Raw genomic sequence first — 26,204 nt, forward strand, 5'->3', positions numbered from 1 at the left:
AAGCAACAATCCAAAATAATCAAAAGGAGCTGAAATTGATTTATTTGTATAAATAACAACGCGAAATTAAAATTTAAGAATCTTATTAACCAACAAAAGATGATTGATTAATAGAGACTTGAACCTCATACAAATATTTTAAAAGCCCTAACAATTACTCAACCACCTCTAAAAATTTACTGATTGGGATTTGTCTGAAGTTTAGACTACCAAAAGGCTTGTATTTAGGGTAATTAATGGGAGCAAGCCCTAATTTGTCTGGATTTCCACAAATTTGCTGAATATTTTCACGACTTTTTCATTGATCGACGTAATACTCAATAGCTCGATCGTCCACTGGAAATCTATGGAACAGATCATCAACGTCATCACAGCTCGCAAATCCCTAGCGTGGCTGCAAAAGTTTCACTTCGGGTCAATCTTGGCAACCGCCTTGGTTTACGATGCCCTGGCAGAGCTGTCCCGGGCCGTCGCTTCCACGCCAAACTCAGTCACCCCAGTTTGGCCACCGGATGGATTTGCCGTTGGTATTGTCCTGCTCTGTGGCAGAGGCGTGCTTCCCGGCGTTTTTTTAGGATCCTTAGGGGCTAATATTCAAGCCTTTTGGGGCGATCGCAATCTGATCACCCTGCTGTTATCTACCGTAGCCGTACTGGGCATTGCCGCCGGAACTACTGCGGGCACTCAATTAGGAACCTATTTATTTAAACAGTCAACCCGCAGTCGATATCCATTTAGCCAAGTTTCTGACACCATTCGATTTTTGGTTTACGCAGGATTGCTGGGCCCCGTTGTCAACGCAACAATGGGCGTAGGCATGTTAGCTGCTGCTGGGAAAATCGATTTTTTTGAACATGCTCCTAGCACTTGGTTAACCTGGTGGATTTCCAACGTTGCCGGTATTTTTATTTTGACACCACTCATTTTGAGCGGATATCGCTACCTAAAACTGAACCAACTGAGTTGTCGCAACCTATCACAGCTTATTTTTCATGTCTTAAATCGCAAAATTGTGAATCCACATTCTTTTCAAGGTGTTTTATCACGATTAGGAATCAAGGTGATTCCAAGCAAAGAAATTGAATTTCTGTTTTTATGTTTAAGTGTTTTTTTGATCAGTTTTTCTGCTTTTTGGAATGGACAATCCATCGCCTATGTTTTGATTCCCTTATTAATTTGGGCTGTTTTCCGTTTTGGAGATTTGGGAGCTAATCTCACAGCTTTCTTGATTTCTTTGATGGCCATTTTGGGCACGGTGCGCGGGTTGGGCAGTTTTGCCAGCCCTCACCTGAATCAGTCGTTGATAGGTTTACAGTCTTTTATCGTGGTGGTAGTTTTTACATCGTTAATTTTGACGGCAACTTTGGCTGAGCAAAACACTGCTAAGGTGAAGCTAGATCGAGCATTCGCAGATTTAAAGGTTGCCAATCATGTTTTGGAGCATCAGGCCAGAACGTTAATTCAGCAAAATCGAACCCTAGAGCGAACTCTTGAGGAGTTGAAGTTCACTCAGGCTCAAATGGTTCAAAGTGAGAAAATGTCTGCATTAGGAAGTTTAATTGCTGGGGTTGCCCATGAAATTAACAACCCGATCGGCTTCTTGAATGGCAGCATTGAAAACGCTGAAGAATATGCCAACTATTTGTTGGAACATATTCGGCTTTACCAGAAGCAATATCCTGAACCTGGAAGGGATATTGTGGAACATGCTGAGGATATTGATTTAGAGTTTTTAGAGGAAGATTTTCCTAAATTGTTTGAATCCATGCACAATGCCACAGGGCGTGTGACTGGAATTAGTAAAAGTTTGCGAGCATTCACGCGATCGGACACCGATCAAAAAGTCAGTGCCCAACTGACAGAGAATCTGGACAGCACGATTCTAATCTTAAAATATCGCCTGAAGGCTACGAATCATCGCTCTGAAATCCGGGTGATTCGTAATTATGAGAAATTGCCTGAAATCTACTGCTTTCCAGGACAACTAAATCAGGTATTTATGAATATTTTGGCTAATGCCATTGACGCGATCGACGAGTCCGCCATGGAGCAGAGCCTTGAAAATTTACCAGCCCGCTCCTATCAAATTACCGTAACCACAAAGTTAGAAACGAATCAGATTGTGATTGGCATTGCTGACAATGCTAAGGGAATGGATGAGGCAACGATCGCTCGGGTTTTTGATCACCTCTTTACGACCAAGGGAGTGAACCAAGGCACAGGAATTGGCCTATCGATCGCCCAAGAAATTGTGGTGACCAAACATGGCGGGTCGATCGATGTGCAATCCCAACTCAATCAGGGAACTGAGTTTTTGATTCGTTTGCCCATTGATTCATAAGGAACCCACGCATTAACCTGCTGATTCATCGTGAAGTAAAATCAGGCAATTGATAGGCTCTTGATGGACTTTGGTTGTTCAAACATTCCCTAGGAAACTGGGGGCAATTGCTGTTCAATAAAGCCAATAATTTCTGGCAACCCATGGCCCGTTTTCAGATTGCTGAACAGAAAAGGGCGATCGCCTCGCATTTTCTGGGCATCCCGTTCCATGACCGCTAAGTCAGCACCCACATGGGGAGCCAAATCGATTTTATTAATCACCAAGAGATCAGATTTAGTGATCCCTGGCCCCCCTTTGCGAGGAATTTTGTCACCGGCTGCCACATCAATCACGTAAATCGTTAAATCAACTAACTCCGGGCTGAAAGTGGCGGCCAAGTTATCTCCCCCACTTTCAACAAAGGTGATTTGAATGGGGCGATCGCTCTGCGCAAATTTAGCCTCTAATTGCTCGATCGCCACCAGATTAATGGAAGCATCTTCTCGGATGGCCGTGTGGGGGCAACCGCCGGTTTCCACACCCACGATTCGATCGGGGGAAAGAGCAGCACTCCGAACTAAAAACTGAGCATCTTCCTGGGTGTAGATATCATTGGTCACCACCGCCAGACTATATTGATCGCGCAATTTTTTACACAAAGCATCCACCAGGGCTGTTTTTCCAGAACCCACTGGTCCGGCCACCCCGATTCGTAATTGACTGGTCATGGTAATGGTTAATCAATGAACTCAAATGAACTCATGAGATGGACGCATAGCCAGCTCATTCAATTGAAGAAATTCTGGCAAAGGCTCATTGGGTTTGACAAGATCTCCAACCACTTAAGCGGGGCCATCAATGGGTAATTCAATCGTTAATGTTGCTCCCTGTTGGGGGGCAGACTGACAAGATAGTTGTCCGTGGTGTTGTTGAGTAATGATTTGGTAACTCACCGATAGGCCCAATCCTTTGCCTTCGCCCACCGGCTTTGTGGTGAAGAAGGGATCAAAGATTTTTTGGCGCACACTGTCTTCCATGCCTGGGCCGTTATCGGTGATAGAAATTTGCACAGTCCGATCGCTAACTTTGCGAGTTTCAATGGAAATTTCGGGCATGGGCTGCAAGGCAAAACCGGCGGGTGATCGCAAGGCATCGATCGCGTTGGTCAAAATATTCAAAAAGACCTGATTCACCATACTGGCGTAGCAATTCACCAACGGAATTTCGCCATAGTTTTTTAACACGCTGATTGCTGGCTGTTGGCTTTGCACCTGTAATCGGTGCTGCAAAATCAGCAGCGTGTTGTCAATTCCTTCATGCAGGTCTACTTGTTTTTGATCCGATTCATCCAAACGCGAGAAATTTCGCAGTCCGAGGACAATTTGCCGCACCCGATCGACCCCATTTTGCATGGAGTGAAACAAATTGTTCAGATCTTCTTTCAGAAAATCCAACTCCATTTCTTGCATTCTTGCTTGAACAATTGGATGAATTTCAGAGGAATGCTGCTCATGGAGCGCCAACAGATCCAGGAGGTCTAAAAAGTAAGACCGAGCATGAGTAATATTACCCATAATGAAGCTAATAGGGTTATTAATCTCATGGGCAATACCGGCCACCATTTGCCCCAAGCTCGACATTTTTTCCGCTTGAATCAGTTGCGCTTGGGTTTGTTGCAGTTCTTGGAGCGTAATCTTCAACTGCTGGTTTCTTTCGGTTAGCTCCTGAGTGCGAGCGGCCACTTTCTTTTCCAGATTGTTGCTGTAGTCTTCCAAGTTTCGGTAGAGGCGCGCGTTTTCAATGGAGATCGCCGCCTGCGCCATCAAAATTTGCAACACTTCCAGGCGATCGGGCGTGAATGCATCGATCGCCAAATTATTCTCCAAATAAAGAACGCCCATTAACTGTCCTTGTTGAGTAATGGGCATACAAATCACCGATTGAATTTGCTGGTTTGCAATGTAAGGATCATTGGTAAATAATCCTTCAGCCATGGCATTTCCCAACACCACTGATTCTTGAGTTCGTTGCACGTATTGAATCAGGGAAACCGGCAAAGATAGACTTGGAGATAAGGGGCAGTTTAGGGGAACATCTACGGCCGTTTGCCCTTCCACGTGGCTAGTGGCCACCACGGTTAGCCGATTGTTTTGTTGGGGATCTTTGAGGAGCAAATAGCCCGTTTGGGCCCCCGCATTTTCAAGGGTTAGTCGCGTTAGTTGGGTTAACAATTGCGACAAGACAATTTCCCCCGAAAGGGCTTGGGCCGCTTTAATCACGGTGTTAATATCCAGCACCGTGCTGGCGGTTGTGTGGGGATGGGTGGAATGCTGAGTGCCCGTGGGCGGCAAGGTGGGCGGCCGCCGTGGCGACAGATTTTGTAAGGGCAGCGATTTGGCCTGGAGCGCGGCAACTTTGGCTTTGGCTCCCCAGCGATCGTAAGCATGAGCCGCATCCAGCCAATATTGCTTAGCAATTTTGTCGCGCCCAGAGTCGTGATACAGCTCAGCGGCACGCTCGGCCGCGATCGCCACTTCAGGCCAGCGACTATGGGCTTGGGCTGTGTTGATGGCGCGATCATAATAGTCCATGGCGCGCAGAATTTCCCCTTGCCAACGGGCCGTTTCTGCCAGCACCAATTCATATTTACTTTGATAGTTTTCTGGTGCGTGATGTGCCCAATTTTCCAACTTTGCCGTCAAAAGTTCTAAGGTGGAAGGCCGATCTTGTTCTTCTTCATTTAGAGCAGCCAAGTCACTGGGTTGAGTGGTTTTGAGATAAACCAATGCGGCATAAAATGTGAAGCCACCAGACAACATCGAAGCGGTGGCTGCTGCTTGGTACTGGTCAGCCAAATTCGCCTTGGTTTTTGCTGCTTCCCAGTCATTCATGACATAGGCCAGAATGGTTTCTGCAAAATAGATAAAGAAGAGCAGCATTTGGTTTTCAGAAGCTTGAATTTCTGAAACCAATTGGCGATTAATATAGCGGCCTTCCAGTTGAGAAGTGGGTGTTTCTGGCGACTCCAAGGCTTCCGTGAGTTGTCGCCAAGTCATGGCTGGATATAAGCCATGATCCTGTTTAATTTTCTGGAGCAATTCGATATACAGTTGTTGCTCTCGGGCCACTTCTGCCAAGGGCGTTCCCACCAACATCATGTAGCCACAAGACCACATGGCGCAGTAGGTGGCATAAACCACATCACCCGTTTCCATTCCCATTTGCACTGTGCGCTCAAGGAATTGAATCGTATTTTGATGGGGTTCTTTCCAATGAACCACGAAGGAATTGAAAAGCATGTGGATTTTGCATTTCAGAGCATCCGAGGGATATTGCTCCAAAATTTGCAAAGAAATTTGTCCCGATCGATAGCCCAATTCAATTTGATTTAAGGGACCACACAACAACAATCCATACATGCCATAGGCGTAGGCGGCGAGGGCTGAATGGCCCAGCTCTAGGCACATGTTCACCATCCGAAAGACGATGAAGGGCAACAAGTCGGGTCTTGCTTGGTAAGAGGGGCCCGTGATGATGATCAGAATTTCGAGGGCAGCCAAGGCAGCCCGATCGCTCATTTCTGGGTAATCTGCCAACTGATCCAACTCCGGCAGCGGCTGATTTAGTTGCAACAATTGCGGATCAATCACCAGGGGATAGCCTAGCAGTTCCAAAACAGGCAAAGCTGTTTCGATCGCGCTGTGCATCTGGTTTTCAGCGATCAGAAACTGAATTTTTAGCTCATAGATTTTCGTGCGATCGAGCAGCGAGCGCGAGCGCTTTAAGGCAATTTCCGAAAGAATTTGTGCTTCTTCAAATCGAGTTAATAAATATTCAACTTCCACACTTTCGGTGTAGAGACTGAGGCTTAATTCATAGTCCGTATCCCAGGCATTTTCCGGCAGTAATTGACGACCCATCGCGAAGTATTCTTGGGCAGAATTGTAGGCCGCCGCTGCCTTAGCCTTACTGCCTGCTCGATCATTCAGCCGCGCCAAGAGTAGCTGTTCTTGGGCATCCGTAATGAGGGCAGAACCCACATTCATCGCATTCACCACATCAAACAGACAATCATCTAGCCGATCGGGTTCAATGCTGTTGAGCAACAGGCGGCCCACGGTTAAATGGATGAGTTGCTTTTCATCATTAGGAATTAGAGAATAGGCCGCTTGCTGTACACGATCGTGCAAAAACTTGTAGGTGATCGTGACTGTTTTGCAATCTTCCAGCACCTGCGGAATTTTGTAAGCCGCATTCAGAGGAATAACCAATCCTGCTTGCAGAGCTTGCCATAAATCTGTAGAAGTTTCCGCTGTAGATTTTTCATGAACAATGGCTAACATATCCAAATCAAATTGGTTGCCAATGCAAGCGGCTAATTGCAGCGCTCGTTGCACAGAAACATCCAACTTTTGGATTTCATGAACCATCAAACTAATCACATTTTCTGTGATTTCAATGGGCGGCAAATGCTGAAAACTCCATTCCCATTGCCCCGTCCCCGATTCAAACCAAATGACCCCTTCAACATAGAGGTATTTAAACAACTGCGTTAAGAAAAATGGATTTCCTTGGGTTTTTTGCACCAGCAATTGGGCAATGGGTTCCACAGTTTCCGGTGGTCGGTGTAAGGTGTCTCCCACCAAAGTCAACACATGATCTAGCGTCAGGGGCTTGAGGGTAATGGTTTGCAGTTTGGCTCCCTCCGCTTCGATCGTGCCTAGCATCCGTAACAGGGGGTGCGTAGAGTCCACTTCATTGTCCCGATAGGCTCCCAACATCAACAGGTATTGCCCATCGGGATCAGTCATTAATTGTTCAATAAGTTGCAAAGAAGCCGCATCAGCCCATTGCAAATCGTCTAGAAAAATGACCAACGGTCGATCGACCTGGCAGAACACATGAATGAAGGTGCGAAAAACCAAGTTGAAGCGATTTTGGGCTTCGGAAGGAGGCAATTCTGGCGCTGGGGTCTGAGGACCAACGATCGATTCCAGTTCGGGAATCACATCGGTAATGATTGATCCATTGTTGCCCAAAGCGGCGGTCAATTTTGCGCGCCAAACGGCAATTTGCTCCTCCGTTTCGGTCAGTAACTGTCGCGCCAATTCACGAAATGCTTGAATAGGCGAAGCGTAGGGAATATTACGTTGAAATTGGTCAAACTTGCCACTGATGAAGTACCCACGCTGACGGGCGATCGGCTTATGCACCTCATTCACCAAAGCCGATTTGCCGATGCCGGAATAGCCCGCCACCAGCACCATTTCCGTATTTCCCGCGCTGACGCGATCGAACACATCCAAAAGCTGTTGCACTTCCATTTCCCGCCCATAGAGCTTTTGGGGAATGCTGAACGTGCCACATTGATCGCGCTCCGCCAGAGGAAACGGGGCGATCGAACCAGACCGTTGCCACTGGCTCAGGCATTCCTCCAAATCCCGCTGAATGCCATAGGCACTTTGGTAGCGTTCTTCTGCCGTTTTGGCCATCAGCTTCAAAATCACTGCTGACACTTGAGGCGGAATTTGGGCATTGAGGTAGTGAGGCGGAATGGGTGACTTTGCAATATGGCAATGTACCAATTCCATGGGATCGCTGGATTGGAAAGGAAGCTGGCCCGTTAATAACTCATAGAGCGTGACACCCAAAGAATAAAAATCGGTTCGATAGTCCACCGTGCGGTTCATGCGTCCCGTTTGCTCTGGCGACACATAGAGCAACGTTCCTTCTAAAAGATTGGGACTACTGAGGATCGGGTGTTCCTTGGAAAGGCGAGAGGCGATCGAAAAGTCTGTTAGCTTTAATTGCCGAACCTTAGGTTCAAAGATTAGATTATGTGGCTTAATATCCTTGTGAATAATCTGGCAGTTATGCAGCCGTCCTAAAATTGCTGCCAACTGGCAACCAATCCATAGAATATCATCCAGTGAAAGCGACTGATTTTGGAGACAAGAGATCAAGTCACACCCTCCAAAATCCTCAAGCACTAAAAAGGGTTTGCCCTGGATTTCATCAAGTCCATAGGTTTCCACAACCCCTTCTAGATTTAAATCTCTGAGCACTTCATATTCATGTTGAAGCTTAGCCAAATCAGCCCGATTGGGATAATCAGAAGCCACCGTTTTTAAGATGACTGGCTTCTGCTCTGGTTGTTTCAATGCCCGATAGACAATTGTCCGCTCGGTTGTTGAAAGAACTTTCGAAATTTGATACTGAGCAAACACGTCCATAGCAATTTAGTGGCAGCGTAACTTACAAACAGAAACAGAATCAGGGCAGGAACAGAATCGAAATATAATCAATCTTGAAGGCTGTAAGTCAACCCTGAACCTAGATTCACATGAATTTGTAATTATTGCTTGATTTTGCTAAATTGTCATGCTTTTACTAAATTTTCGCTCTTATTCTCAAAATCAATCGATCTTGATTTACCAACTAAAGACCTGCCCACTGAAGCGATTGGCTGTGTCGAATTTAGATTGGTAATCAATGTTCAAATTAGATGTTATGACATCGATCACGATTAGACATTAGTAAAGTAATATTAACATCAAATCGTGATCGACGACGACTCCATCGCAGGCAAACGCTAGCTAAACCAACGATTTATTAATTGCCATAGGGCAATAAAGGGAAAGAATAGCCGCAAATACCAGGGCGAAACTTTTCCATTCCAAGGCAGTCCCCGCTTGTAGCGTAAGTAGTCTGACCAACGGCGAACTGCAAACACAATTGGCTCCTTTAATTCCCAAATTTTGCAATAGGGAGCCTTGACTTGATAAGCGTCAATGATGGCGTTCACGGCCCGGCGCGCTGCTTCATTGGCTCCTTCCATGGTTGCCAAGTCCGTGTTGGTGCGCACATAGTCTGAGGCCAAGAAAAAGTTGGGAATCTTGGTATGGGCTTCCGGACGCAGCACCCAGGTGTTCACCAAGTTAACCAACAAGGGTTCGCCGTTGACGTTGGCGTTAGGGTCACCAATGCGGCTCTTGTAGAGCAGCCTTTCTCGTCCCAATCGTTCATGAAAGCGCTGGGATAGCGGCGAGGACTCCAGGTGCAGTTTCTCGTTAGGAACCGGCAGCGGAATCGGCCCCACAAATCCCTTCGCCACTAGCGCATTCACCGCCAACCGGGCTTGGCTTTGATCTACATTGAGATATTCAGCAATCTCCTCCAAGTTAACTTCGCGGTTCTGGTGATGAATCCACAAAAATAGATCCTTGAAGAAGTCAGGTAATGCACCATTCAGGACTTCATCGAGTTTTTCAGGATCGGTTGCTAAGTCACAGCAGTTGTGAACGATATCGGGATCCAAAAACCAGCTATGAAGATCCTCATCTTTCAGGAGTGGTTTCCCCTTTTCCTTCAAGGAGCGCTTCATTTGCTCCCACACTTCTTCCTTAATCTCCTCAGGGTTGCAAATTTGGGCTGGTTTGGGAATTTTCAGCCCCAACGTACCGTTAATTGCGCCCACTTCATCGGTGTTTGGGTTGATGAAGTAACCCCAGTTGGAGGGGATGGCGGAGATGATGCCCCGAACTTGCCCATCGCCAAATTGTTCAACGGGAAACTCTGGCCAAAACTTGGTTTGGGAAATGGACGTTAAGGCCCAAGGGGAATCCACATACAGCACGTGACCATGGGTGACGGGCACATCTCGGTTGAGATAGTACTGAATGCCGTTCATCCAGGCGGTGCTGGTTCCCAGGCGCTTGAGGTTGGCGAAGGTGGGGTCGCCTTGGATCAGGTCATCGGAGATCAGTCCAGCGATAATTTCTGCGGGCAAGGCAGCAATGTAAACATCACCCGTGACAAAGCGATCGACCTTGGTTTCTAGGTCAGTGACGATCGCCCCCGAAATTTTGGTGTTGCCTTGGGCATCCCGTTCCGTTTGGATGGAACGCAGGCGGCTGGAAAAATGATAGTCCACACCCCGGGCCTTGAGGTATTTTAGCCAGGGATCAATCCAAACGTCGTTGGTCGGGCCATTCAAGACGCGATCGGCGCTGCTGTTGCTGGGATCTACAATGCCCAACAAAAGCTGCAAGAAGATATCGCCCATGGTCTTGGTGCTGGCCAATTCAGCCCGGGAAGCCACCAGCGAAGTGGTCAGGCCGCGGGCCAGTAAATTTTGATAGGCGATCGACTTGTTTTGGGCATCCAAATAATCCCACCAACCAATTTTTTCGTATTCTCCCAGGCGGCGTTCTGGGCAGGAGGTTAGGAGTTGGAAAACTCGCTCCGCAAAGAACTCCAATTCACCCGGTAAGAGGTCAGCGGTTGCCCCTTGCAGCAAAGCCTGAAAAATGAGGATCAGGTCTCCTAGGCTTTGGGGAAAGCGATCGGGCAGGATAATGAGGTTTTTGTGGTCCTCATATTGGGCCAATGCTAGTCGAGTTGTGTCTACCAAATTGTCAAAAACCCTGCGCACTTTTCCACCCTGAGGAGGCTGGTAAGGAATGCGCTTCATGGTATCGGTCACATGCCGATAAAAGCTGGGAAAGAAGCGAAACCCATGCTCACCCGGCAGGGGCTGTTTGCCTGGAGCGGCGCTGTCTGGCACTTTGATGCTGCGCGCCTTTCCACCCGCAATACTTTTGAGTTCATACACTTCAACGGCAAAGCCCCGCTCAACTAACTCGTGGGCGGCGCTCATTCCAGCAATACCACCACCGAGAATGACAACTTTCACCATGCTAAAGCTTCCTTAAGATGCCTAAGAGCCAACAAGTTTGCTTGGTTTGATTTGGATTCCCCTGTTTAGGATTGTTCCCAATCCGATACATAATCATGCCAAACTTCACTTGGGCTACGATCCCGAATGTTTCCCATCTATGGACTGTTGTCCATTAAATCTATAGTGCTTTCTCTTTCCGGAGATCGCAAGAGAGGATAAGGGGTAATTAATGAAAAAATAGTCGATGATTCAAGACAGTTCGCTTCAAGCTGGAGTGGTCTGAAACGGTCATTCAAATCCTTTTTCATTAAATGTGAATTTAAAAGGTGATTGAATTCAACTAGATTTTTACCTTGGATTATTAAATAGGCAATTTCTGTAAATTTACGGATCTTTTTGTATTGAGAACTACAAAAAATACGGGTTAACGTTGGATCATTGATCTGTTGTTCGATCGCCCTGCCCGATCGAACAACAGTGAAAAAAGGCCCCTGAACTCGTAAAGCAGCAAAAATCGGTGAAATTGGGCGATCAATTCCCAAGACCGCCATTGGGCAACCAGTCCCGAGCGGAAAGCAAGGTGAACAGTCACATTTCACCCGCCAGCACTTCACCGATCCCTTGGCCCTCGGTCAGCCGCTTGAGGTGCAAAAGCCTTCATTAACGGCAGTTTGAGGACTTGACCTGGGATCTTGCGCACTGAAATCTTCATTGACCTGAGGGCCAGCCTTTCAACCCTTGAGTTACTTGAGTACCAATGGGGTTGTGGCATGATGGGTAGGCCCAATTTTGGTCATGGGTTGCGCCCAAAGCTACGTTCCAGGCTGGCAGCGCCCAAAGCCTGATGCGGCCCCAGGAAGGGCTGTGCCTCGCCTGCGATTCGAGTAGTCTGGTTTTGTCCTCCCCATGACCTTGGCCGTCATCAGGAATCGCCGCATGGTTAGCCCGCCCACTGCTCCGAACGACAATCCCGACTTTAATCCCGACTTTGGCTCCACCTTCGCCCCGGAAGGGCCCGATCGCCCCAACCGGCGATCGCTTCTGTGGCGGCGAATGGGGGCTTGGGCGGTGGAAGTGGCGCTGATTGCGGCCAGCGGCGGCTTGCCCTTTGCGATCGGGCAGGCGGCACGCACGGCCTTGGAGGGGCCGCCCGTTCCTCTGAATCCGGTGCTGGCCAGCGTTGAGGACGCGGCCGCTAAAACCTTTGCCATCCCGCCACACTTGCGCCCCACGGCCGTGGCTCCGATGACAAATCTCTTTTGGTCTGGGGCGTTGGTGTTGCCGATGGCGCTGGGCGGCTTACAACTTTTTTTGCTGGCCACCACGGGCAAAACTTCGCCGAAGGCCTGGTTTGGTCTGCAATTAACAGATGAGCAGGGACGCGCTCCCGGTTTGGGGCGGGTGTTGTTGCGGGAAGGGGTGGGCCGTTGGGGGCTGCCGCTGGGAACGGCCTATGGCGTGTGGCGGGCCAGCGGAGCCTATCCGGATTTATCGATTTTGCTGGGTTTGGCGGTGGTGGGGCTGGCGGTGGAGTCAGGAGCAGCGCTGTTGGATCCTCAGCGGCGGCCCTGGCGCGATCGCCTGGCCAAGACGCGGGTTGTGGATTTGCGAGACCCGGAAGGCTGGGTGGAGCCGGGGATGGCGGCCATGGAGCCGGGGCCGATCGAACCGGCCACCATGGGCCGATCGATCCTGGTCAATGGTCAATCAGGCAGTGGTTCGCTCACGGAGCGATCGGCAGCGCGGCTGACGCTGAATCATCCCAACGGCCCGGAAACCACAAATTTGATTCTTTCCCCGATCGGGGCCCGGGGGCTGTGGGCTTGGGTGCGCCAAAACCCCGGCACGGCGATTGTGGTGGTGGGATCGCTCGGTCTGGTGCTGGTGTTGGGAACCTTTGCCGCTACGCAAATCTATGTCCAAGATCAGGCCGATCGACGGGCGGCCCAAGCCCAGAAGCAGGAACTGCTACTGGATTTGGTGGCTAAATATAGCCAAAATGCCCCTGACCAGCGGCGGGGTTCCGTGCTGGCCCTGGGGGCCGTGCAGGATCCAAGCCCGGAAATTGTGCTGTTGCTGAATTTGTTGGGTCAAGAGGAATCTCCACAGCTCATCGAAGCCCTGCAACAATCGATCACCAGCGCCGGGCCTGCCGCCTTGCCCTATCTGCAACGGTTAAACCAAACCCTCAAGACCGATGCGGATAGTTTGGCGGCGGGGCCCAACACCGGAGAGGCCACCCGGGCCGCCCTGCGGTTGCGAGCCACCCAACGGGCGATCGCCAAATTGCTGCGGTTGCGATCGGGTGCTGACGGGTCGATCGACCTCAGCCGCGTGGATTTGGGCCAGTCCAATTCACCTAATGCTCAATTTTCCCTGGTGCTCGATCGGGCTGATCTTTCGGGGCTAAAACTCCGCAGTGCCGTGCTCACCGGAGCCAACCTACGCGGTTCCGTTTTTCGATCGGCCGGGCCCGACGGCCGCTGGAACACCTTTGACGATGCCCTCACCGACCTCTCCGGAGCCGACCTGCGCGGAGCCGACCTGACCAGCGCATCCTTAATTACTGGTCAACTGGAGCGCACCAGCCTGGTTGGGGCCGCCCTGAATGGAACCAATCTCACCAGTGCGCGCCTGATTGGAGCCAACCTCAGCCAAGCCAAACTGCTGGGGGCCAACCTGGAAGCGGCCAACCTGGATGGAGCCAGCCTCACGGGGGCCGATCTCGGGGATGCCAAGCTAAACCAAGCCAGTCTGCATGGAGCCAAATTGGGTCAAGCCCGGGCCGTGGGAGCCAGCTTGGCCCAAGCCGATCTCACCGAAGCCAGTTGGCGCGGGGGCGATTTGTCCACCGCTGATTTAAACCGGGCTAACTTGCGGAACGCCGACCTGAGCGCCACCCGTCTGATTGGAGCCAACCTGCAGGGGGCACAACTGCAAAGTGCCCAATTACAAGGCACTGATTTTTCCCAGGCCGATTTACGCGGGGCCCTGTTTGAGGGAGCGAACCTGAAAGGCGCGATCTTTGCCCCAGCCAACGCAGCCCCGGCCGGCGGGTTTGTGGGGCGCACCGACAGCGAAAAACCCTCCGCCCTGGTGAAGGGGGCGGACTTCAGCCAAGCCAAAAATCTGGATCCTCGCCAGTTAGCCTATCTCTGCACCCAAGGGGCCATTCACCCCCAATGTCCCCAATAGATTGGCAACCATCGTTCTAGGGGTTGAGGGCTTGGGTTTGCCAACCGTCGGGGGTGCGATCGAACCCGGTGCGATTTTGCGGCTCCCCCTTCAGCTCCAGCCAATCCACCCGCTCAGGGATGAGCCACAACAGCACAAAGGTCTCCAGCGGCGCGATCGGATTCGGCGGCGGCGGCGCAAAGGCGGCCGGGTCAACCGTGCGATCGCCCCGAGGACTGGGCCAAGCAAATTGCAATCGGGCCGCATCCGAAAGGTTTTGCCACAGGCGCGATCGCTCGGCCTGTTCTGTGGGGTCGGGCGTGGTGGCCAGCACCGCCCGCAAGGTTCCGGCAATCCGAAATTGCTCGCGCGTTTTGGGAAAGTACCAACAGGCTTCCGCGCGGGGATTCGTAGCCAATTGCGGTATCTTTTCGCTGCGGCTGTCCGTGATCACCGTGAGCCAATCCGTGCGATCGCGAAATCCCCGAAAGACCACCGTTCGGTTCGCGGGACTGCCATCAGGGCGCACCGTGGCCAACTGCAAATAGCGGGCATAGATCAGCGATCGGTTGCGGTGCAAGGCTCGCGACAAGGGCGATCGCCAAGGGGCCAAATCAGGGGATGGGGGCGTTGGGGAGTTTGAGGGTTGGGAGTTTGAGATTTCGGAATCTGAGGGTTGGGAATCTGAAGCTGGGATCATAGCCGTTGCAACGAGAGGATAGGGGCGATCGGGCGGAATCCTGGGGCGATCAATTGCGATCCCCCTAAGCCACCCCAAGACAGCAGCACCGATCCCATCACCCGCGATCGATCTAACTCATTGCCCACCGCCGAAACCGTCGTTCCCTTAGTGGCGTTATAGATTGCATAGCGACCATTATTCAGAATGCGATTCTCGCCGGGGCTGAAGGCCGTGCCCAAATCCGGCTGTGCGCGATCAATCATCACCAACCCATCGTTACTGTTGCCTTCAATTTGGTTACGGCGCAGCAGCGGTTGGGCCTGATTAGAAATCACCACCCCATCTCGGTTTTGGGTAATTTGATTATCTTGAATCACCGGGCTGGCATTGCCCCCGATCGCTAGGCCAAACCCCGTTGCCTGAAACCGGTTTTCGCGCACAATTCCCCCCGCATCACGGGTGATGGACAGGCCATTACCGCCGTTGTTTTGGAACCAATTTCGCAGAATTTGCGGTTGGGCCCGCCCCGTCACAAAAATGCCGTCGCGATGGTTGTTCAAAAGGCGGTTGTTGGCAATCACGGGCGTGGCTCCGTCGCTTTCCACCCAAATGCCCGTACCACGTGGCACAGGATTGCTGACCGTGACCCCCAACACCGACCCGCTCCCCGTCAGGGCGATCGCCACGGCCTGTTGAGAAAAACTGCGACTGCTGAAGCCGCCGGCCCCTTGAATGACCACCGCTTGGCCCTGGCCGTCCAGATCGCCGCTGAGGGTCACCCCATCGGGCACACGCAGGGGAAACTGCTCGCCTAATTCCGCACTGTAGCGGCCCGGAGCCAGACGAATGGTGACCCCATTGCTGTATTGACTGGCATGGTCAAGGGCGCTGGTGATGGTGCGGAAGCTGCCGCGGCCCGATCGAGCGGCCGCATCATTACCTTGGGGATCCACCGTTAACACCACGCCGGAACGGGCAGGCGGCTGAAACGGCCCGCCTAATGTCCCGATCGCCCCGACCAACAGCCCCAGCCCGATCGCCCGAACAGCCCGACCCGACCAGCAACGGGAAAAATGGCGCAGTGGCAGACCCATGAGATCACGCTCTGATCAAAACTAGGCTGCATTTTAAGCTGAATTGCGGGGCGATCGAGCCGGTCAGCCCAGCGGATGCGGTAGGATGGCAACACCAACTTTGTTGCAATTCCGTTACAAAATCTCGCCTCGATCGCTCGATTTAACGGCCCTTCAAACCCTGCCCTGCAAACCATGATTTACAGCAATCCCCACAGCACGCAATTCGTTCTGGTTACCCTGTTCTTTGCCCTGGCCTTTGGGCAAATTTTTAAGAACATGCTGGAATTTCAGGTGAACCGCTGGTATGAAAACCGCCGCACCCAGCCCACCGTGGAATATAAAAAGCCCCAAATGCGCATCGCCTACTTGGGTTTGGCGGTGTTCACCTTTTTGTGCATGGGCGAAAGCTTGAAGGTTCTGGGATTTTTCACCCTGTTGGCCTATGGGGTGAGCCTGTTGGTGGTGGTTCCCACGGCGATTTTCATTTGGCTGCAAATGGGATCGATGTTTAGCCTGATGGTGAAGGGAGGTTCCGCCGCGATCGACATTGAATCGAATTATGGTCTGTCGGCAGAACAGATCAAGATGAAGAATCAATAGCTTGAATTTAGGCCGCCCGATCGATTCGATCGCCCGATTGATTGCGGCCAAAATTCTGCGGGTCTTGATTTCAATCCCCCCATCGATCAAGATTTGCTTTAACAAGATTTGCTCTAATCAGATTCCCGCGCACCGAACCAAAGAGCACAAGCTCCATCAAAAAAGTACAAACAAAAAGCACAAAAGCGCAAAACAAACCGATGAGTAAAAAGTGGACTTGGTACATCAAAGCCCAAGCGGGTGTCTTGCTGTTTCCCTTGGGTCTTTGTTTATTTGGGGAAGCGGTAACGCGCCGCATTAACGGCGATTCTTGGTTTTGGTGGGGCACGATCGCCCTAGCGGTGATTAATGCCGGTGTGGGGTTGATGATTGAAAGCGGCCTGATTGGTGGCTTTCCCCGCGACCAAAAACCCAATGAATGAATAATTGGGGTCAGATCAATCAAAATGATCTGTGATCTCGCGATTGGATGATCCAGACATTCGCCCCTTAAACCAACCATTGACTGATCGAGGCGATCGCCCAGTCAACGCGATCGCCCATGGAAATTGACCCGCTCGATCGCCCCGTTCGATCAATCGGCTAGCGGGTTGATCGAACAGGTTGATCAATGGCCTATGGCACTATTGCACCCAGCCGATCGCCCCAGACAGGTCAGCCCCACGGGTCACGGCCCCGTCTAAGGCGGCTCCGGTGAAATTGGTGTTGCGGGTCACGATGCTTCGCAAGTCCGCCTGAACCAGGTAGGCGCGATCGAATCGGGCATCGGTGAGCACAGCCCCTTGCATCACGGCCCCGCCCATCTTGGCCTGTTGCAGATTCGTGCCAATCAGGCGCGCTTGCCGAAACACCGCCAAGCTGAGACCCGCCCGCTGAAGATTTGCCTTGCTGAGGTCAGCTTGGGTGAAGTCAGCTCCCGTGGCGATCGCGCTGCGGAGGTTCGTTTCCAAAAACCGCGCCCCCGCTGCCTTCACACTGCTGAGGTTGGCTTCTTCCAAGTTGGTTTGCCGCAGGCCCGCCCCCAACAACAGAGCATTGGCGAAGTTGGCTTGAAACCCGTCCGCGCCGCCCAGCTTGGCTTGGGAGAGATTGGCCCCTTCAAAATTAGCCATCACCAGGTTTGCCCCTAGCAGGGTGGCTCCCGTCAGGCTCGATCGCACCAATTTGCTCGATCGCAACTGAGCATCGGACAAATCTGCCCCATCCAACTGGGCAAACCGCAGATCAGCTCCCTGCAAGTTCGCTTCCTTCAAGCGACTGGCCACCAACAGGCTCTGCACCAAACTGGCGCGGGTCAGGGTGGCCCCTCGAAAGTTCGCTTCTCGCAGGCGGGCCTTGTCCAACACCGCTTCCGTGAGGTTAGCCCGCTGGAACTTGGCCCCACGCATCCGCGCATCGGTCAGGGTGGCCCCGCTCAAATCCGCATCCCGAAACTGGGCTTCTTGGCCGGCAATGCCATCGAGCCGGGCCCCGCGCAGGTTAGCCCCGTTCAAAACCGCTGCCGTCAGTGTGGCCCGCTGTAAGTCAACGCCCCGCAAGTCCAAGCCGCTCAGATCAACCCCAGACAGGTCGCACTCAACGCAGGCACGGGTGGTTTGCAACCGTTGCAGGGGGGTGAGCTGGTTGCTGGGGGCCGCCGCCAAGGGCTGGGCCCCCAAGCCCAAACCTAGACCGATCACCCCAAAAATCAGGCCCGATCGCCCGAGGCTATTTGCCGCCGTAGTAAAACGCAATTTCCTTCTCCTTGAGCGGGGTCAGGTCAGCATCCAGCAACATTTGATTTAATTCCGCTTGGGCAAAGTGCTTAGCCCCAATCCGCACAATTCGCGATCGCATGGTGTTGGTCACGCCGCTGCGTTGGCGCTGGGCTTCAATGGCCATCACCTTGCGATAGAGTTCCAGACGCGCGGCCGGGATCGGCGTTCCGTCAAAGTCAATCCCCTGCTCGATCGCCACATCGATCGCGTCTGCTCCGGTCGTTTGCGCCATGGTTTGACTAAATCCTTTTGGTTGAATCTTGGGGAATGAAAATGCCGTGGCCGATAAGTGCGATCGCCACCGCCATCACAGAGTGCAATCGCAAAGGGCCATCGCAAAGGGCAATTGCAAAAAACGCAATAGCAATAGGATGACATCAACCGCGATCGAACCGCTCACCCTCCTTGGGCGAAATTGCATCGGGTCTAGCTGCTGGCGACCTCGGCCACCAATCGCTCCCAAGCTGCCACCGGATCCGCCGCCGCCGTCACAGGTCGGCCCACCACCAAATAACTGGCTCCGGCCGCGAAGGCCTCGGCAGGCGTGAGGGTGCGTTGTTGATCACCGGATGCGGCCCAAGCCGGCCGCACCCCAGGACAAACCAACAGAAAATCCGCGCCACAGTGCGATCGCAAGGTGGCTGCCTCCTGGGGAGAGCAAACGGCCCCCGCCAAGCCAGCCGTTTTCGCCAATTGCGCCAAATGGGCGGTGTAGTCAGCCACGCTCGCAGACACCTGCAAATCGGCCGCCAAGCGATCGGGGCCAATGCTGGTGAGCAAGGTGACGGCAATCAGTTGGGGCGGCGTAACGCCCGCTTCGGTGGCCCCTGCGATCGCCGCCGCTTGGGCTGCCTCCAAGGCCGTCAACCCGGCCGCCCCATGCACCGTCAACAAATCCACGCCATAACGCCCCACGGCCCGGGCCGCCCCAGCCATGGTGTTGGGAATGTCATGGAGCTTCAGATCCAGGAAAATCCGCTTTTGTCGCTGCTTCAGTTCCTGCACGATCGCAGGGCCCGCGCTGATGAACAGCTCCAAACCCACTTTCCAGAACGACACCTCCGGCAAGCGATCGACCCAAGCGATCGCCGCCTCATAGGTAGACACATCCAGCGCCACAATTACTCGATCGCCACTCACGGTTTTGTCCTCGATCGGCCCCATGGGCCCAAAAAGCAAAAACAGGATAACGCTTTGACTGCGCATCCTGTTGCTGCGGCCCTGGGGCCAGATTTCAAACGAGAGCGAAAAAACCAACGCCTGAGCGCCAGCCCGCAAGCTGAGTCAGAAATCAGCACTCATGTGAGTGATTCGCCAGTGGCCGAACGCCCCAAATCATGAATCTTCAGGTGATCAGTCTTGGGATTTTGAATGGGGGTTCGGCTGCCAAACTTTTGCTAGATGACCGAGAAGCACTATGGCTTAGTCGTCGTAGAGACGGCATTCAGCCGCATCTGGGTTGTCATCGCAATACTTTTCAAAGGAATTCTTTTCAGGATGCCCTTCTTTTTGGTGCGATGCTTCGGCTTGCAGTTCTTCCAGTGCATCCCAAGCAGCCGCACATTCAGGCGAATGAACTCCATTCACACTGCACGCTTCGCGGGCAGCCTGCCGTTCTTCTTCGATTTGTTCGTGGATGTTGGTGTTGTCAGACACTTGACGATGGCCCTCCCAATAAAAGCCGAGTCCGTCCGAATAGTTTGGCAAAAATCTTCGCGATCGCGCCGCGAGTTTGCCAGAAAGTTTCGATCGGCTCTGGTGTCGTTGTTGGAACGACTCGATCGAGTCTTGGCGAAATGCCAAGGGTTAGGTTTGTTGCAACAGGGGCCCATCAGCCAGCACAACCGAGCATTAAGCCTGCACAGCAAGCGCAGCGCAGATTCGGTGGCCAAGCCTCAAGGGTGTAGAGGACGAGTCTGGAACCGGGTAAGGTTCTCAGTCCCAAGGCCCACTCCCAATTCCATTGCTACTTGAGCCAAGCTAGGACGATCGCCTCATGCAGTGTTTTGCTGCGTTGGTGTATCGCTAGGGTGTTTGCCAAGCAGGTTGCTGACCTGCTTCTACTGTACCCTGACCTGCCCTGACAATCTAGCGAAGAATTGTGGGAAAACCGTACTGCACAACCCTGAAAACGACGGCTAGCCTTGCCTTGCAGCCCTTGGGAGTGATTACTCACCCTTGGTCTTTTGCAATGAGTCGCAATCAACCGAAATGCTATAGATTACGGGGATCACACCAAACTGGTCTAATCTGCCCAATTTGTCTAAGTTATTCATATTTAACTGGCCTGATTTGGCTGAGTCCCGTCTGAGCTGGCCTCGGGCGATCGGGACAAGGCATGGCGTTTTAAGGCCTCTAGGGGCACAATTCGCAGGGCCGCCTCATGGGTTGCTTGCAAATCCACGGGCGGAGCCGCTCCGGCCGCCACGGCCTCTAGCCACCGACTGGCGCATAAACACCACCGATCGCCCGGTTTCAGTCCCGGAAAATCAGCCCAAGGTAGCGGAGTGCTCAGATCATTGCCGCGCGATCGGGTGAATTCCAAAAATGCCGCCGTCACCTGGGCACAAACCGTATGGGATCCCCGATCGAGCGGCCCCGTTTCGCAACAGCCCGTGCGATAGAACCCCGTGATCGGATTTTGGCCACAAAGCGCCAGCGGCCCGCCCAAGACGTTTTTTGGCCCCTGGTCAGCGCCCTTTGATGGGTCAATATCTTTTGATGGATCAGATGGATCCGTTCGATCGCCAGCGGTGAAGGGTTGCTGGTTTGGTTCTGGCCCTGGTTTCGGTTCCTGCTCGGATTTGCGTCCGGTATTTTCGGTATTCATGCCAGGATTAATTGCAGGATTTGCGCCCATACTCCACATTCGGGTTAAAGAAACAAGCCACGCCCGGCGTACCGTTCCTCCGCCCAGGGTTCACCACGCTTGTGATAACCATTGCGTTCCCAAAATCCCAGGGCTTCGTGATCTAAAAATTCCAAGCCCTTCAGCCACTTGCCGCTTTTCCAAGCATACAAATGGGGAACCACCAACCGCAGCGGCCCACCATGATCCGGGGGTAAAGGCTCGCCAAACAACGTGTGCGCAAAGAAGTTTTCCTCGCGCAGGAAGTCCTCGATCGCCAAGTTGGTGGTGTAGTCCCCATAGCAGTGCTGCATCACATGCACAGTTTTCGGATCTAGGTCGATCGCCCGCATAAAGTCCGTTACCTTCACGCCGCGCCACTGCACATCCAGCTTTGACCAGCGGGTAACGCAGTGAAAATCTGCCGTGAAGTCCGACTGGGGCATGGCCATCAGGTCATCCCAACGGAGCGTAACCGGCTGGACACAACCCCAAACCTCCAGTTCCCAATCCTCTAAGCGAATTTCCGGTGTATCACCATAGGTCAGCACCGGAAACCCCGTCGCTAGGTATTGACCCGGTGGCACGCGATCGCCCTGATTGGGTTCTGGTTTTTGGAAAAATTTGCCTAGCATAGTCACAGCACCGGGTAGAGACTGATTAGGAAAACAATTGCTTTAGTTTGCTGGCTCTAATTTTCTGGCTTCAATGAGCGGAATTTAGCTTGCTAGCTCTAGTTTTCTGGCTTTAATTTTTTGCCTGAGTGGTCTTGTTTTAGTGTTCTTGTGTTGATTTTAAAGCGCTCTCTTGGGACTTCCAATTTGAGTCTGGCTCGATGTTGACTAGGTTAATCCTGAGCAGCCCTGAACAGGTAAAAATCTAGCCATTCAGGATCACGAACCAATAAGCCAATCATTTTAATAGAAGAATTTTAATAACTAAGTAAATACAGCTCTTACCTCAATTACTAAGCATAGTCGCCCGTAGGGTGGGCACTGCCCACCAAACCGTTGCTTCATGGCATCTGTAATATGGCGTGCCAATAATTCTAGGTAAAGGCTGTAATCAATCAAGTAATCATATGAATAGTTAGTTTAGAAACCCGATTGCCCCAAACTCGGGTCACGGGGCTAGGCAAATATAGACAGACGATCGAGGGCGGTGGTGGCGCACTTGCAGAGAGCGACATCAACCGCCGCAAGATGACTTATTCTTCGGTTTCGTCTTCGGTTTCTTTGGTGGGGAAGACAAAATTCGATCGACCGGTCAGGATCGACTTGCCCAGGGACAGGGCTTGCTGAGCACGCAAATTGGCTTTGCGCTTCCAAGTGGCACGGCGTTGATCGCGCTTGCCGTTGGAGGTTTTCTTCTTAGGGACTGCCATACGATCAGGTGTCGTGTCGCGACAAACAGACAACCTTTCGATTCTAGACTAGTCGGGTCGTGATCGCTAGACGGTCAATGGGGTTTCTCCCTAGGCAGCCACCCTGGATAATTCAAGCAGCGCCGTGCAAACCAAGTTGATACGCGATCGCCCTGGGTGATCGATTCGCCAGCGATCGATCCGGCCGGCTCAGCGCTCTGCCGCCATCCACCGCCCCTAACCACCGTCCGATGACTTTTCAAACCCTAAAACCATTTCAAACCTTTTTTGAGCATTGTGTTGGCGACTGGAGCGCCGAACGCACCTACCATTACTTACGCAGCCAAACCGTGGAGCGATCGCACACGGAATTTCAAATTCGCCCGATTTCACTCGAGCAAAAGCAACAAGTCCTACAGGACAATGAACGACCCGATCGGGCCGATCTCGACCAGATTCCGGGCTATCACCTCGACTTCCAAACGGTTTCCGAGCATGGCGAGCGGGTGGCCCAGAGCTTGAATTTTCTGTTCGTCCCCAACGCTGAAACGGGATCAATCCTGGAGGGCGACTACCTGCGCGATCGCGCCTACGAGGAAGCTAAACCAATGGTGGCCCAATTTCACTTCACCATCGCCACTCGGGAATTGATCATGACAACCCACTATCAACGGGTGGTGTCGGTGGATTCAATTACCCTGGTGAATCCTGCCCTTCGCCTGCGGCGAATTTTGAACTACCATCGCCCCGCCACAGAGGATGCGCCGTTGGATCAAATTGCGCTGGCGGGGTTTGGTGTTGAACAGAAGATCAATTAGCCTAGAACCGTTGCGCCGGGTTCAACGGCTGGCAAGCAATCTGGACGAGACTGGGGCCGTGAGGGGCGATCGAAACAACAATGGCGAATTTTCGAGTGTGGCTCGTTTTGGTGGTCGGTTTCTTTCTGGCGGCGGAACTATGGCAGTTGCTCCGAGCAGTGACGCTGCCCACTCCTCTGCTGTGGGTGGGGGGCTTGGTTCTGGCCACCGCTTCCAATTGGCATCATCGGGCGGGCTGGCCCTTCAAGTGGTTAGATCAGTGGGCAGCATTTTCCCGTTCCCAGTCCCAAGGGCCCGTTGCTCAACCGTTTCACGCGCCGGGTTCAGAGGTGCGATCGCCCGATCGTCGTTGAAATTAACCGTTGAAATTAATCGCTGAGATTCACCGCTGAGATTGCCACTGAAACCACCCTTGAGAGAAGAGGGCCCCTGTTGGCCTCAGACGAAATTGGGAAAATTTAGCCAGTTACCCTGACCCGTTGTTCCTGGATTGTGGCCGATCGAGCATCAGCATCCCAAGCGCTTGGTGCAATTCCCCGGTGGCCAACGGAATCGCCAGGGCAACGCAAGCCGCCTGTAGCCCCGCATTTTGGGCTTCCAAGTCAAAAGTCTGGGCATTGATCGGCCCCGATCGCGCCGGCCATTGACCCGTTTCCCAACCCTGTTGGCAATCGGCAGCACAGGTGGAATAGTGCGATCGGCAAGTGGCCGGCCGCACCGAATAGATTCCGCAAGTGCCATCGGGTTCCAAAAAAGCACAGGGAATTTTATGACCCAGCCGATCGCCCGGGTTAATCAACTCAAGCTGCCCTAAGGTTTGCGCCAACCGCTCCAGGATCAACCGCCGCTGAACCATCGGCAGCTCGGCAATCCAATCGGCAATCACCTGGGCTTCTAGCCCCGCGATCGGCACGTTCAGATAGCAGCACCAATCACAACCCCGATCGCAGGCCACAAGACAATCGGCCCGCTCCAGGCGCTCTGCAATCGCCCGATCGCCCGCAGCCCACAATTCCCGCTGCAAGCACAACAAACCAGGCAAGCCCGCCACCGACCATCGCTCGATCGCAGTCTGTTCCGTCTCTTGGGCTAATTGTTGTGCCCGTTGCCAGCGTTCTCGGGCGGCCCTGGGGTCAAGCTCTGCCATGTTTTTTCGCCTCGCCTGCAAACACACAGAGACCCCCGACTAGCGAGGGTCTCTGTTAAGGGCGATCGGGTCATCCCGCAGGACAAACCCGATCAAATTGCCAATCGCTCGATCGATTAGTCGAGGTCGGGCATCGCCAGCGCGGGTTCGCTCTCGCGGTTGATCCCCTTCTCGAAGCCCGCTTCAGCCGCGCGAGCGCGACCAGCGTGCCACAGGTGACCCACCAGGAAGAAGAACGCCAACACAAAGTGCGACGTAGCCAACCAAGCGCGGGGCGACACGTAGTTAAACGAGTTAATTTCGGTCGCCACACCGCCCACCGAGTTCAACGAACCCAGAGGAGCGTGCGTCATGTACTCAGCCGCGCGGCGAGCTTGCCAGGGCTGAATGTCATTCTTGATCTTGTTCAGATCCAAACCATTGGGGCCGCGCAGGGGTTCCAGCCAAGGGCCTTGGAAGTCCCAGAAACGCATCGTTTCACCACCAAAGATGATTTCACCCGAGGGCGAACGCATCAGATATTTACCCAGACCCGTGGGGCCTTGAGCCGAACCCACGTTCGCACCCAAGCGTTGGTCACGGATCAAGAAGGTCAGCGCTTGAGCCTGCGATGCTTCAGGGCCGGTGGGGCCAAAGAACTCGCTCGGATAAGCGGTGTTGTTGTACCACACCATCGTCGAGGCAATGAAGCCCATCAACGACAGAGCGCCCAAGCTGTAAGACAGGTAAGCTTCACCAGACCAGATGAACGCACGACGTGCCCAAGCAAAAGGCTTGGTCAGGATGTGCCAGATACCACCGGCAATGCAGGTCAGACCCACCCAAATGTGGCCGCCGATGATGTCTTCCATGTTGTTCACGGAGACAATCCAGCCTTCGCCGCCAAAGGGAGCCTTGGTCAGGTAGCCAAAGATCCGAGCCGGGTTCAGCGTCGGGTTCGTGATTACGCGCACGTCACCGCCACCGGGAGCCCAGGTGTCGTAAACGCCGCCAAAGAACATGGCCTTGAACACCAGCAGCAACGCACCGCAACCCAGCAGGATCAGGTGATAGCCGATGATGTTGGTCATTTGGTTCTTGTCCTTCCAGTCGTAACCGAAGAAGGACGAGTACTCTTCGAGGGTTTCGGGGCCGCGGATGGCGTGGTAAATCCCACCCAAACCGAGCACCGCCGACGAAATCAAGTGCAGCACGCCCGTCACGAAGTAGGGGAAGGTATCCACCACTTCGCCGCCGGGACCCACACCCAAGCCCAACGTGGCCAGGTGAGGCAGCAGGATGAAGCCCTGCTCATACATGGGCTTTTCGGGGATGAAGTGCGACAGTTCAAACAACGTCATCGCACCGGCCCAGAACACAATCAAGCCAGCGTGGGCCACGTGAGCACCCAGCAGCTTTCCGGACAGGTTAATCAGACGGGCGTTACCCGACCACCAGGCAAACCCGGTGGAATCTTGGTCACGGCCGCCCACGACCATTGCAGTATTAAAGGGCGTTTCCACGGGGCAGGACCTCTTCGGGGAAGATGAAGTTTTCGTGGGGTTGGTCTTGCGGAGCCATCCAAGCGCGGATGCCTTCGTTCAACAGAATGTTCTTCGTGTAGAACGTCTCGAATTCGGGGTCTTCAGCCGCCCGCAGCTCTTGCGACACAAAGTCGTAAGCTCGCAGGTTCAAGCCCAATCCCACAATCCCGATCGAGCTGGTCCACAATCCCATCACGGGCACGAACAGCATGA

General features: G+C 52.9%; 21 protein-coding genes and 1 pseudogene. 6 read left to right on the plus strand and 16 right to left on the minus strand.

Features of this window, described 5'->3' with window-relative positions:
- The first annotated feature begins 346 nt into the window (after nucleotides 1-346).
- Nucleotides 347-2,341 carry an MASE1 domain-containing protein gene (locus H6F46_RS16300; protein ID WP_190355804.1) on the plus strand — a complete coding sequence of 665 codons (1,995 nt, stop codon included), beginning with the start codon at nucleotides 347-349 and terminating at the stop codon, nucleotides 2,339-2,341.
- A gap of 89 nt (nucleotides 2,342-2,430) precedes the next feature.
- Here H6F46_RS16300 and ureG read toward each other — a convergent pair whose 3' ends face one another.
- The 4 genes from ureG to H6F46_RS16320 all read right to left on the minus strand — a co-directional run bounded on the left by ureG (nucleotide 2,431) and on the right by H6F46_RS16320 (nucleotide 11,554).
- Nucleotides 2,431-3,051 (minus strand): urease accessory protein UreG, encoded by a 621-nt coding sequence (gene ureG / locus H6F46_RS16305; RefSeq protein ID WP_190355803.1) that lies wholly within the window; start codon nucleotides 3,049-3,051, stop codon nucleotides 2,431-2,433.
- A gap of 114 nt (nucleotides 3,052-3,165) precedes the next feature.
- Entirely contained in the window at nucleotides 3,166-8,556 is a 5,391-nt protein-coding gene (locus H6F46_RS16310) for an ATP-binding sensor histidine kinase (RefSeq protein WP_190355802.1), read from the minus strand.
- 359 nt (nucleotides 8,557-8,915) lie between these two features.
- The gene (locus H6F46_RS16315) at nucleotides 8,916-11,021 is read right to left on the minus strand and encodes an FAD-dependent oxidoreductase (RefSeq protein ID WP_190355801.1); all 2,106 of its coding nucleotides are present in this window, start codon (nucleotides 11,019-11,021) and stop codon (nucleotides 8,916-8,918) included.
- 137 nt (nucleotides 11,022-11,158) lie between these two features.
- Nucleotides 11,159-11,554: a hypothetical protein gene (locus H6F46_RS16320; RefSeq protein WP_190355800.1), complete on the minus strand. Its 396-nt coding sequence runs from the start codon at nucleotides 11,552-11,554 to the stop codon at nucleotides 11,159-11,161.
- 385 nt (nucleotides 11,555-11,939) lie between these two features.
- Between H6F46_RS16320 and H6F46_RS16325 the strand changes: the two genes are divergently transcribed.
- Entirely contained in the window at nucleotides 11,940-14,198 is a 2,259-nt protein-coding gene (locus H6F46_RS16325) for a pentapeptide repeat-containing protein (RefSeq protein WP_190355799.1), read from the plus strand.
- A 16-nt stretch (nucleotides 14,199-14,214) separates the two neighbouring features.
- Here the strand turns inward: H6F46_RS16325 and H6F46_RS16330 are convergent, their stop codons facing one another.
- Nucleotides 14,215-14,877, minus strand: a complete 663-nt coding sequence (locus H6F46_RS16330; protein ID WP_190355798.1) for an Npun_F5749 family FMN-dependent PPOX-type flavoprotein — start codon at nucleotides 14,875-14,877, stop codon at nucleotides 14,215-14,217.
- On the minus strand, nucleotides 14,874-15,953 hold the full coding sequence (locus H6F46_RS16335; RefSeq protein WP_190355797.1) for a DUF1565 domain-containing protein: 1,080 nt from the start codon (nucleotides 15,951-15,953) through the stop codon (nucleotides 14,874-14,876). Before H6F46_RS16335 ends, H6F46_RS16330 begins: the two co-directional genes overlap by 4 nt.
- 174 nt (nucleotides 15,954-16,127) lie before the next feature.
- On the opposite strand from H6F46_RS16335, the gene H6F46_RS16340 reads away from it, so the two are divergent.
- Nucleotides 16,128-16,535: a hypothetical protein gene (locus tag H6F46_RS16340; RefSeq protein WP_099532608.1), complete on the plus strand. Its 408-nt coding sequence runs from the start codon at nucleotides 16,128-16,130 to the stop codon at nucleotides 16,533-16,535.
- A 200-nt stretch (nucleotides 16,536-16,735) separates the two neighbouring features.
- The gene (locus tag H6F46_RS16345) at nucleotides 16,736-16,957 is read left to right on the plus strand and encodes a hypothetical protein (RefSeq protein ID WP_099532610.1); all 222 of its coding nucleotides are present in this window, start codon (nucleotides 16,736-16,738) and stop codon (nucleotides 16,955-16,957) included.
- A 201-nt stretch (nucleotides 16,958-17,158) separates the two neighbouring features.
- Here the strand turns inward: H6F46_RS16345 and H6F46_RS16350 are convergent, their stop codons facing one another.
- The 7 genes from H6F46_RS16350 to rpmF form a co-directional block, all read right to left on the minus strand.
- Complete coding sequence (locus H6F46_RS16350; RefSeq protein ID WP_190355796.1) at nucleotides 17,159-18,268, minus strand: pentapeptide repeat-containing protein; 1,110 nt, start codon at nucleotides 18,266-18,268, stop codon at nucleotides 17,159-17,161.
- On the minus strand, nucleotides 18,243-18,524 hold the full coding sequence (locus tag H6F46_RS16355) for a DUF4090 family protein (RefSeq protein WP_099532613.1): 282 nt from the start codon (nucleotides 18,522-18,524) through the stop codon (nucleotides 18,243-18,245). Before H6F46_RS16355 ends, H6F46_RS16350 begins: the two co-directional genes overlap by 26 nt.
- 194 nt (nucleotides 18,525-18,718) lie before the next feature.
- Nucleotides 18,719-19,456 (minus strand): orotidine-5'-phosphate decarboxylase, encoded by a 738-nt coding sequence (gene pyrF, locus H6F46_RS16360; RefSeq protein ID WP_190355834.1) that lies wholly within the window; start codon nucleotides 19,454-19,456, stop codon nucleotides 18,719-18,721.
- 258 nt (nucleotides 19,457-19,714) lie between these two features.
- Nucleotides 19,715-19,948, minus strand: a complete 234-nt coding sequence (locus H6F46_RS16365) for a Calvin cycle protein CP12 (RefSeq protein WP_190355833.1) — start codon at nucleotides 19,946-19,948, stop codon at nucleotides 19,715-19,717.
- Nucleotides 19,949-20,570: 622 nt separating this feature from the next.
- Nucleotides 20,571-21,005, minus strand: a complete 435-nt coding sequence (locus H6F46_RS16370; protein WP_234406703.1) for a DUF2237 family protein — start codon at nucleotides 21,003-21,005, stop codon at nucleotides 20,571-20,573.
- Between the two features lie 161 nt (nucleotides 21,006-21,166).
- Complete coding sequence (locus H6F46_RS16375) at nucleotides 21,167-21,775, minus strand: sulfite oxidase-like oxidoreductase (RefSeq protein ID WP_190355794.1); 609 nt, start codon at nucleotides 21,773-21,775, stop codon at nucleotides 21,167-21,169.
- 572 nt (nucleotides 21,776-22,347) lie between these two features.
- The gene (rpmF, locus tag H6F46_RS16380; protein WP_099532616.1) at nucleotides 22,348-22,524 is read right to left on the minus strand and encodes a 50S ribosomal protein L32; all 177 of its coding nucleotides are present in this window, start codon (nucleotides 22,522-22,524) and stop codon (nucleotides 22,348-22,350) included.
- A gap of 230 nt (nucleotides 22,525-22,754) precedes the next feature.
- Here rpmF and H6F46_RS16385 point away from each other — a divergent pair, with 230 nt between their 5' ends.
- Nucleotides 22,755-23,321 (plus strand): phycobiliprotein lyase, encoded by a 567-nt coding sequence (locus H6F46_RS16385; RefSeq protein ID WP_190355793.1) that lies wholly within the window; start codon nucleotides 22,755-22,757, stop codon nucleotides 23,319-23,321.
- Between the two features lie 80 nt (nucleotides 23,322-23,401).
- A complete protein-coding gene (locus H6F46_RS16390) occupies nucleotides 23,402-23,674 on the plus strand; it encodes a hypothetical protein (RefSeq protein ID WP_099532618.1) in 273 nt (90 codons plus the stop codon).
- A 113-nt stretch (nucleotides 23,675-23,787) separates the two neighbouring features.
- Here H6F46_RS16390 and H6F46_RS16395 read toward each other — a convergent pair whose 3' ends face one another.
- The 3 genes and pseudogenes from H6F46_RS16395 to H6F46_RS16405 form a co-directional block, all read right to left on the minus strand.
- Nucleotides 23,788-24,468 (minus strand): YkgJ family cysteine cluster protein, encoded by a 681-nt coding sequence (locus H6F46_RS16395; RefSeq protein ID WP_190355791.1) that lies wholly within the window; start codon nucleotides 24,466-24,468, stop codon nucleotides 23,788-23,790.
- A 116-nt stretch (nucleotides 24,469-24,584) separates the two neighbouring features.
- Nucleotides 24,585-25,946, minus strand: a complete 1,362-nt coding sequence (gene psbC / locus H6F46_RS16400; protein ID WP_099532620.1) for a photosystem II reaction center protein CP43 — start codon at nucleotides 25,944-25,946, stop codon at nucleotides 24,585-24,587.
- Between the two features lie 7 nt (nucleotides 25,947-25,953).
- A pseudogene (locus H6F46_RS16405) lies at nucleotides 25,954-26,204 on the minus strand (photosystem II D2 protein (photosystem q(a) protein)); the annotation flags it as partial.

This window comes from Limnothrix sp. FACHB-1083, from assembly GCF_014696485.1.
Lineage (GTDB): Bacteria > Cyanobacteriota > Cyanobacteriia > CACIAM-69d > CACIAM-69d > CACIAM-69d.

Coding starts and splice junctions, on each gene's coding strand:
- H6F46_RS16320 (WP_190355800.1), bottom strand. CDS start 11,554: ATGGCGGTCTTGGGAATTGATCGCCCAATTTCACCGATTTTTGCTGCT.
- H6F46_RS16315 (WP_190355801.1), bottom strand. CDS start 11,021: ATGGTGAAAGTTGTCATTCTCGGTGGTGGTATTGCTGGAATGAGCGCC.
- psbC (WP_099532620.1), bottom strand. CDS start 25,946: ATGGTCGTGGGCGGCCGTGACCAAGATTCCACCGGGTTTGCCTGGTGG.
- rpmF (WP_099532616.1), bottom strand. CDS start 22,524: ATGGCAGTCCCTAAGAAGAAAACCTCCAACGGCAAGCGCGATCAACGC.
- H6F46_RS16325 (WP_190355799.1), top strand. CDS start 11,940: ATGGTTAGCCCGCCCACTGCTCCGAACGACAATCCCGACTTTAATCCC.
- H6F46_RS16300 (WP_190355804.1), top strand. CDS start 347: ATGGAACAGATCATCAACGTCATCACAGCTCGCAAATCCCTAGCGTGG.
- pyrF (WP_190355834.1), bottom strand. CDS start 19,456: ATGGGGCCGATCGAGGACAAAACCGTGAGTGGCGATCGAGTAATTGTG.
- H6F46_RS16395 (WP_190355791.1), bottom strand. CDS start 24,468: ATGGCAGAGCTTGACCCCAGGGCCGCCCGAGAACGCTGGCAACGGGCA.
- H6F46_RS16310 (WP_190355802.1), bottom strand. CDS start 8,556: ATGGACGTGTTTGCTCAGTATCAAATTTCGAAAGTTCTTTCAACAACC.
- H6F46_RS16330 (WP_190355798.1), bottom strand. CDS start 14,877: ATGATCCCAGCTTCAGATTCCCAACCCTCAGATTCCGAAATCTCAAAC.
- H6F46_RS16335 (WP_190355797.1), bottom strand. CDS start 15,953: ATGGGTCTGCCACTGCGCCATTTTTCCCGTTGCTGGTCGGGTCGGGCT.
- H6F46_RS16385 (WP_190355793.1), top strand. CDS start 22,755: ATGACTTTTCAAACCCTAAAACCATTTCAAACCTTTTTTGAGCATTGT.
- H6F46_RS16355 (WP_099532613.1), bottom strand. CDS start 18,524: ATGGCGCAAACGACCGGAGCAGACGCGATCGATGTGGCGATCGAGCAG.
- ureG (WP_190355803.1), bottom strand. CDS start 3,051: ATGACCAGTCAATTACGAATCGGGGTGGCCGGACCAGTGGGTTCTGGA.
- H6F46_RS16390 (WP_099532618.1), top strand. CDS start 23,402: ATGGCGAATTTTCGAGTGTGGCTCGTTTTGGTGGTCGGTTTCTTTCTG.
- H6F46_RS16375 (WP_190355794.1), bottom strand. CDS start 21,775: ATGCTAGGCAAATTTTTCCAAAAACCAGAACCCAATCAGGGCGATCGC.
- H6F46_RS16345 (WP_099532610.1), top strand. CDS start 16,736: ATGAGTAAAAAGTGGACTTGGTACATCAAAGCCCAAGCGGGTGTCTTG.
- H6F46_RS16340 (WP_099532608.1), top strand. CDS start 16,128: ATGATTTACAGCAATCCCCACAGCACGCAATTCGTTCTGGTTACCCTG.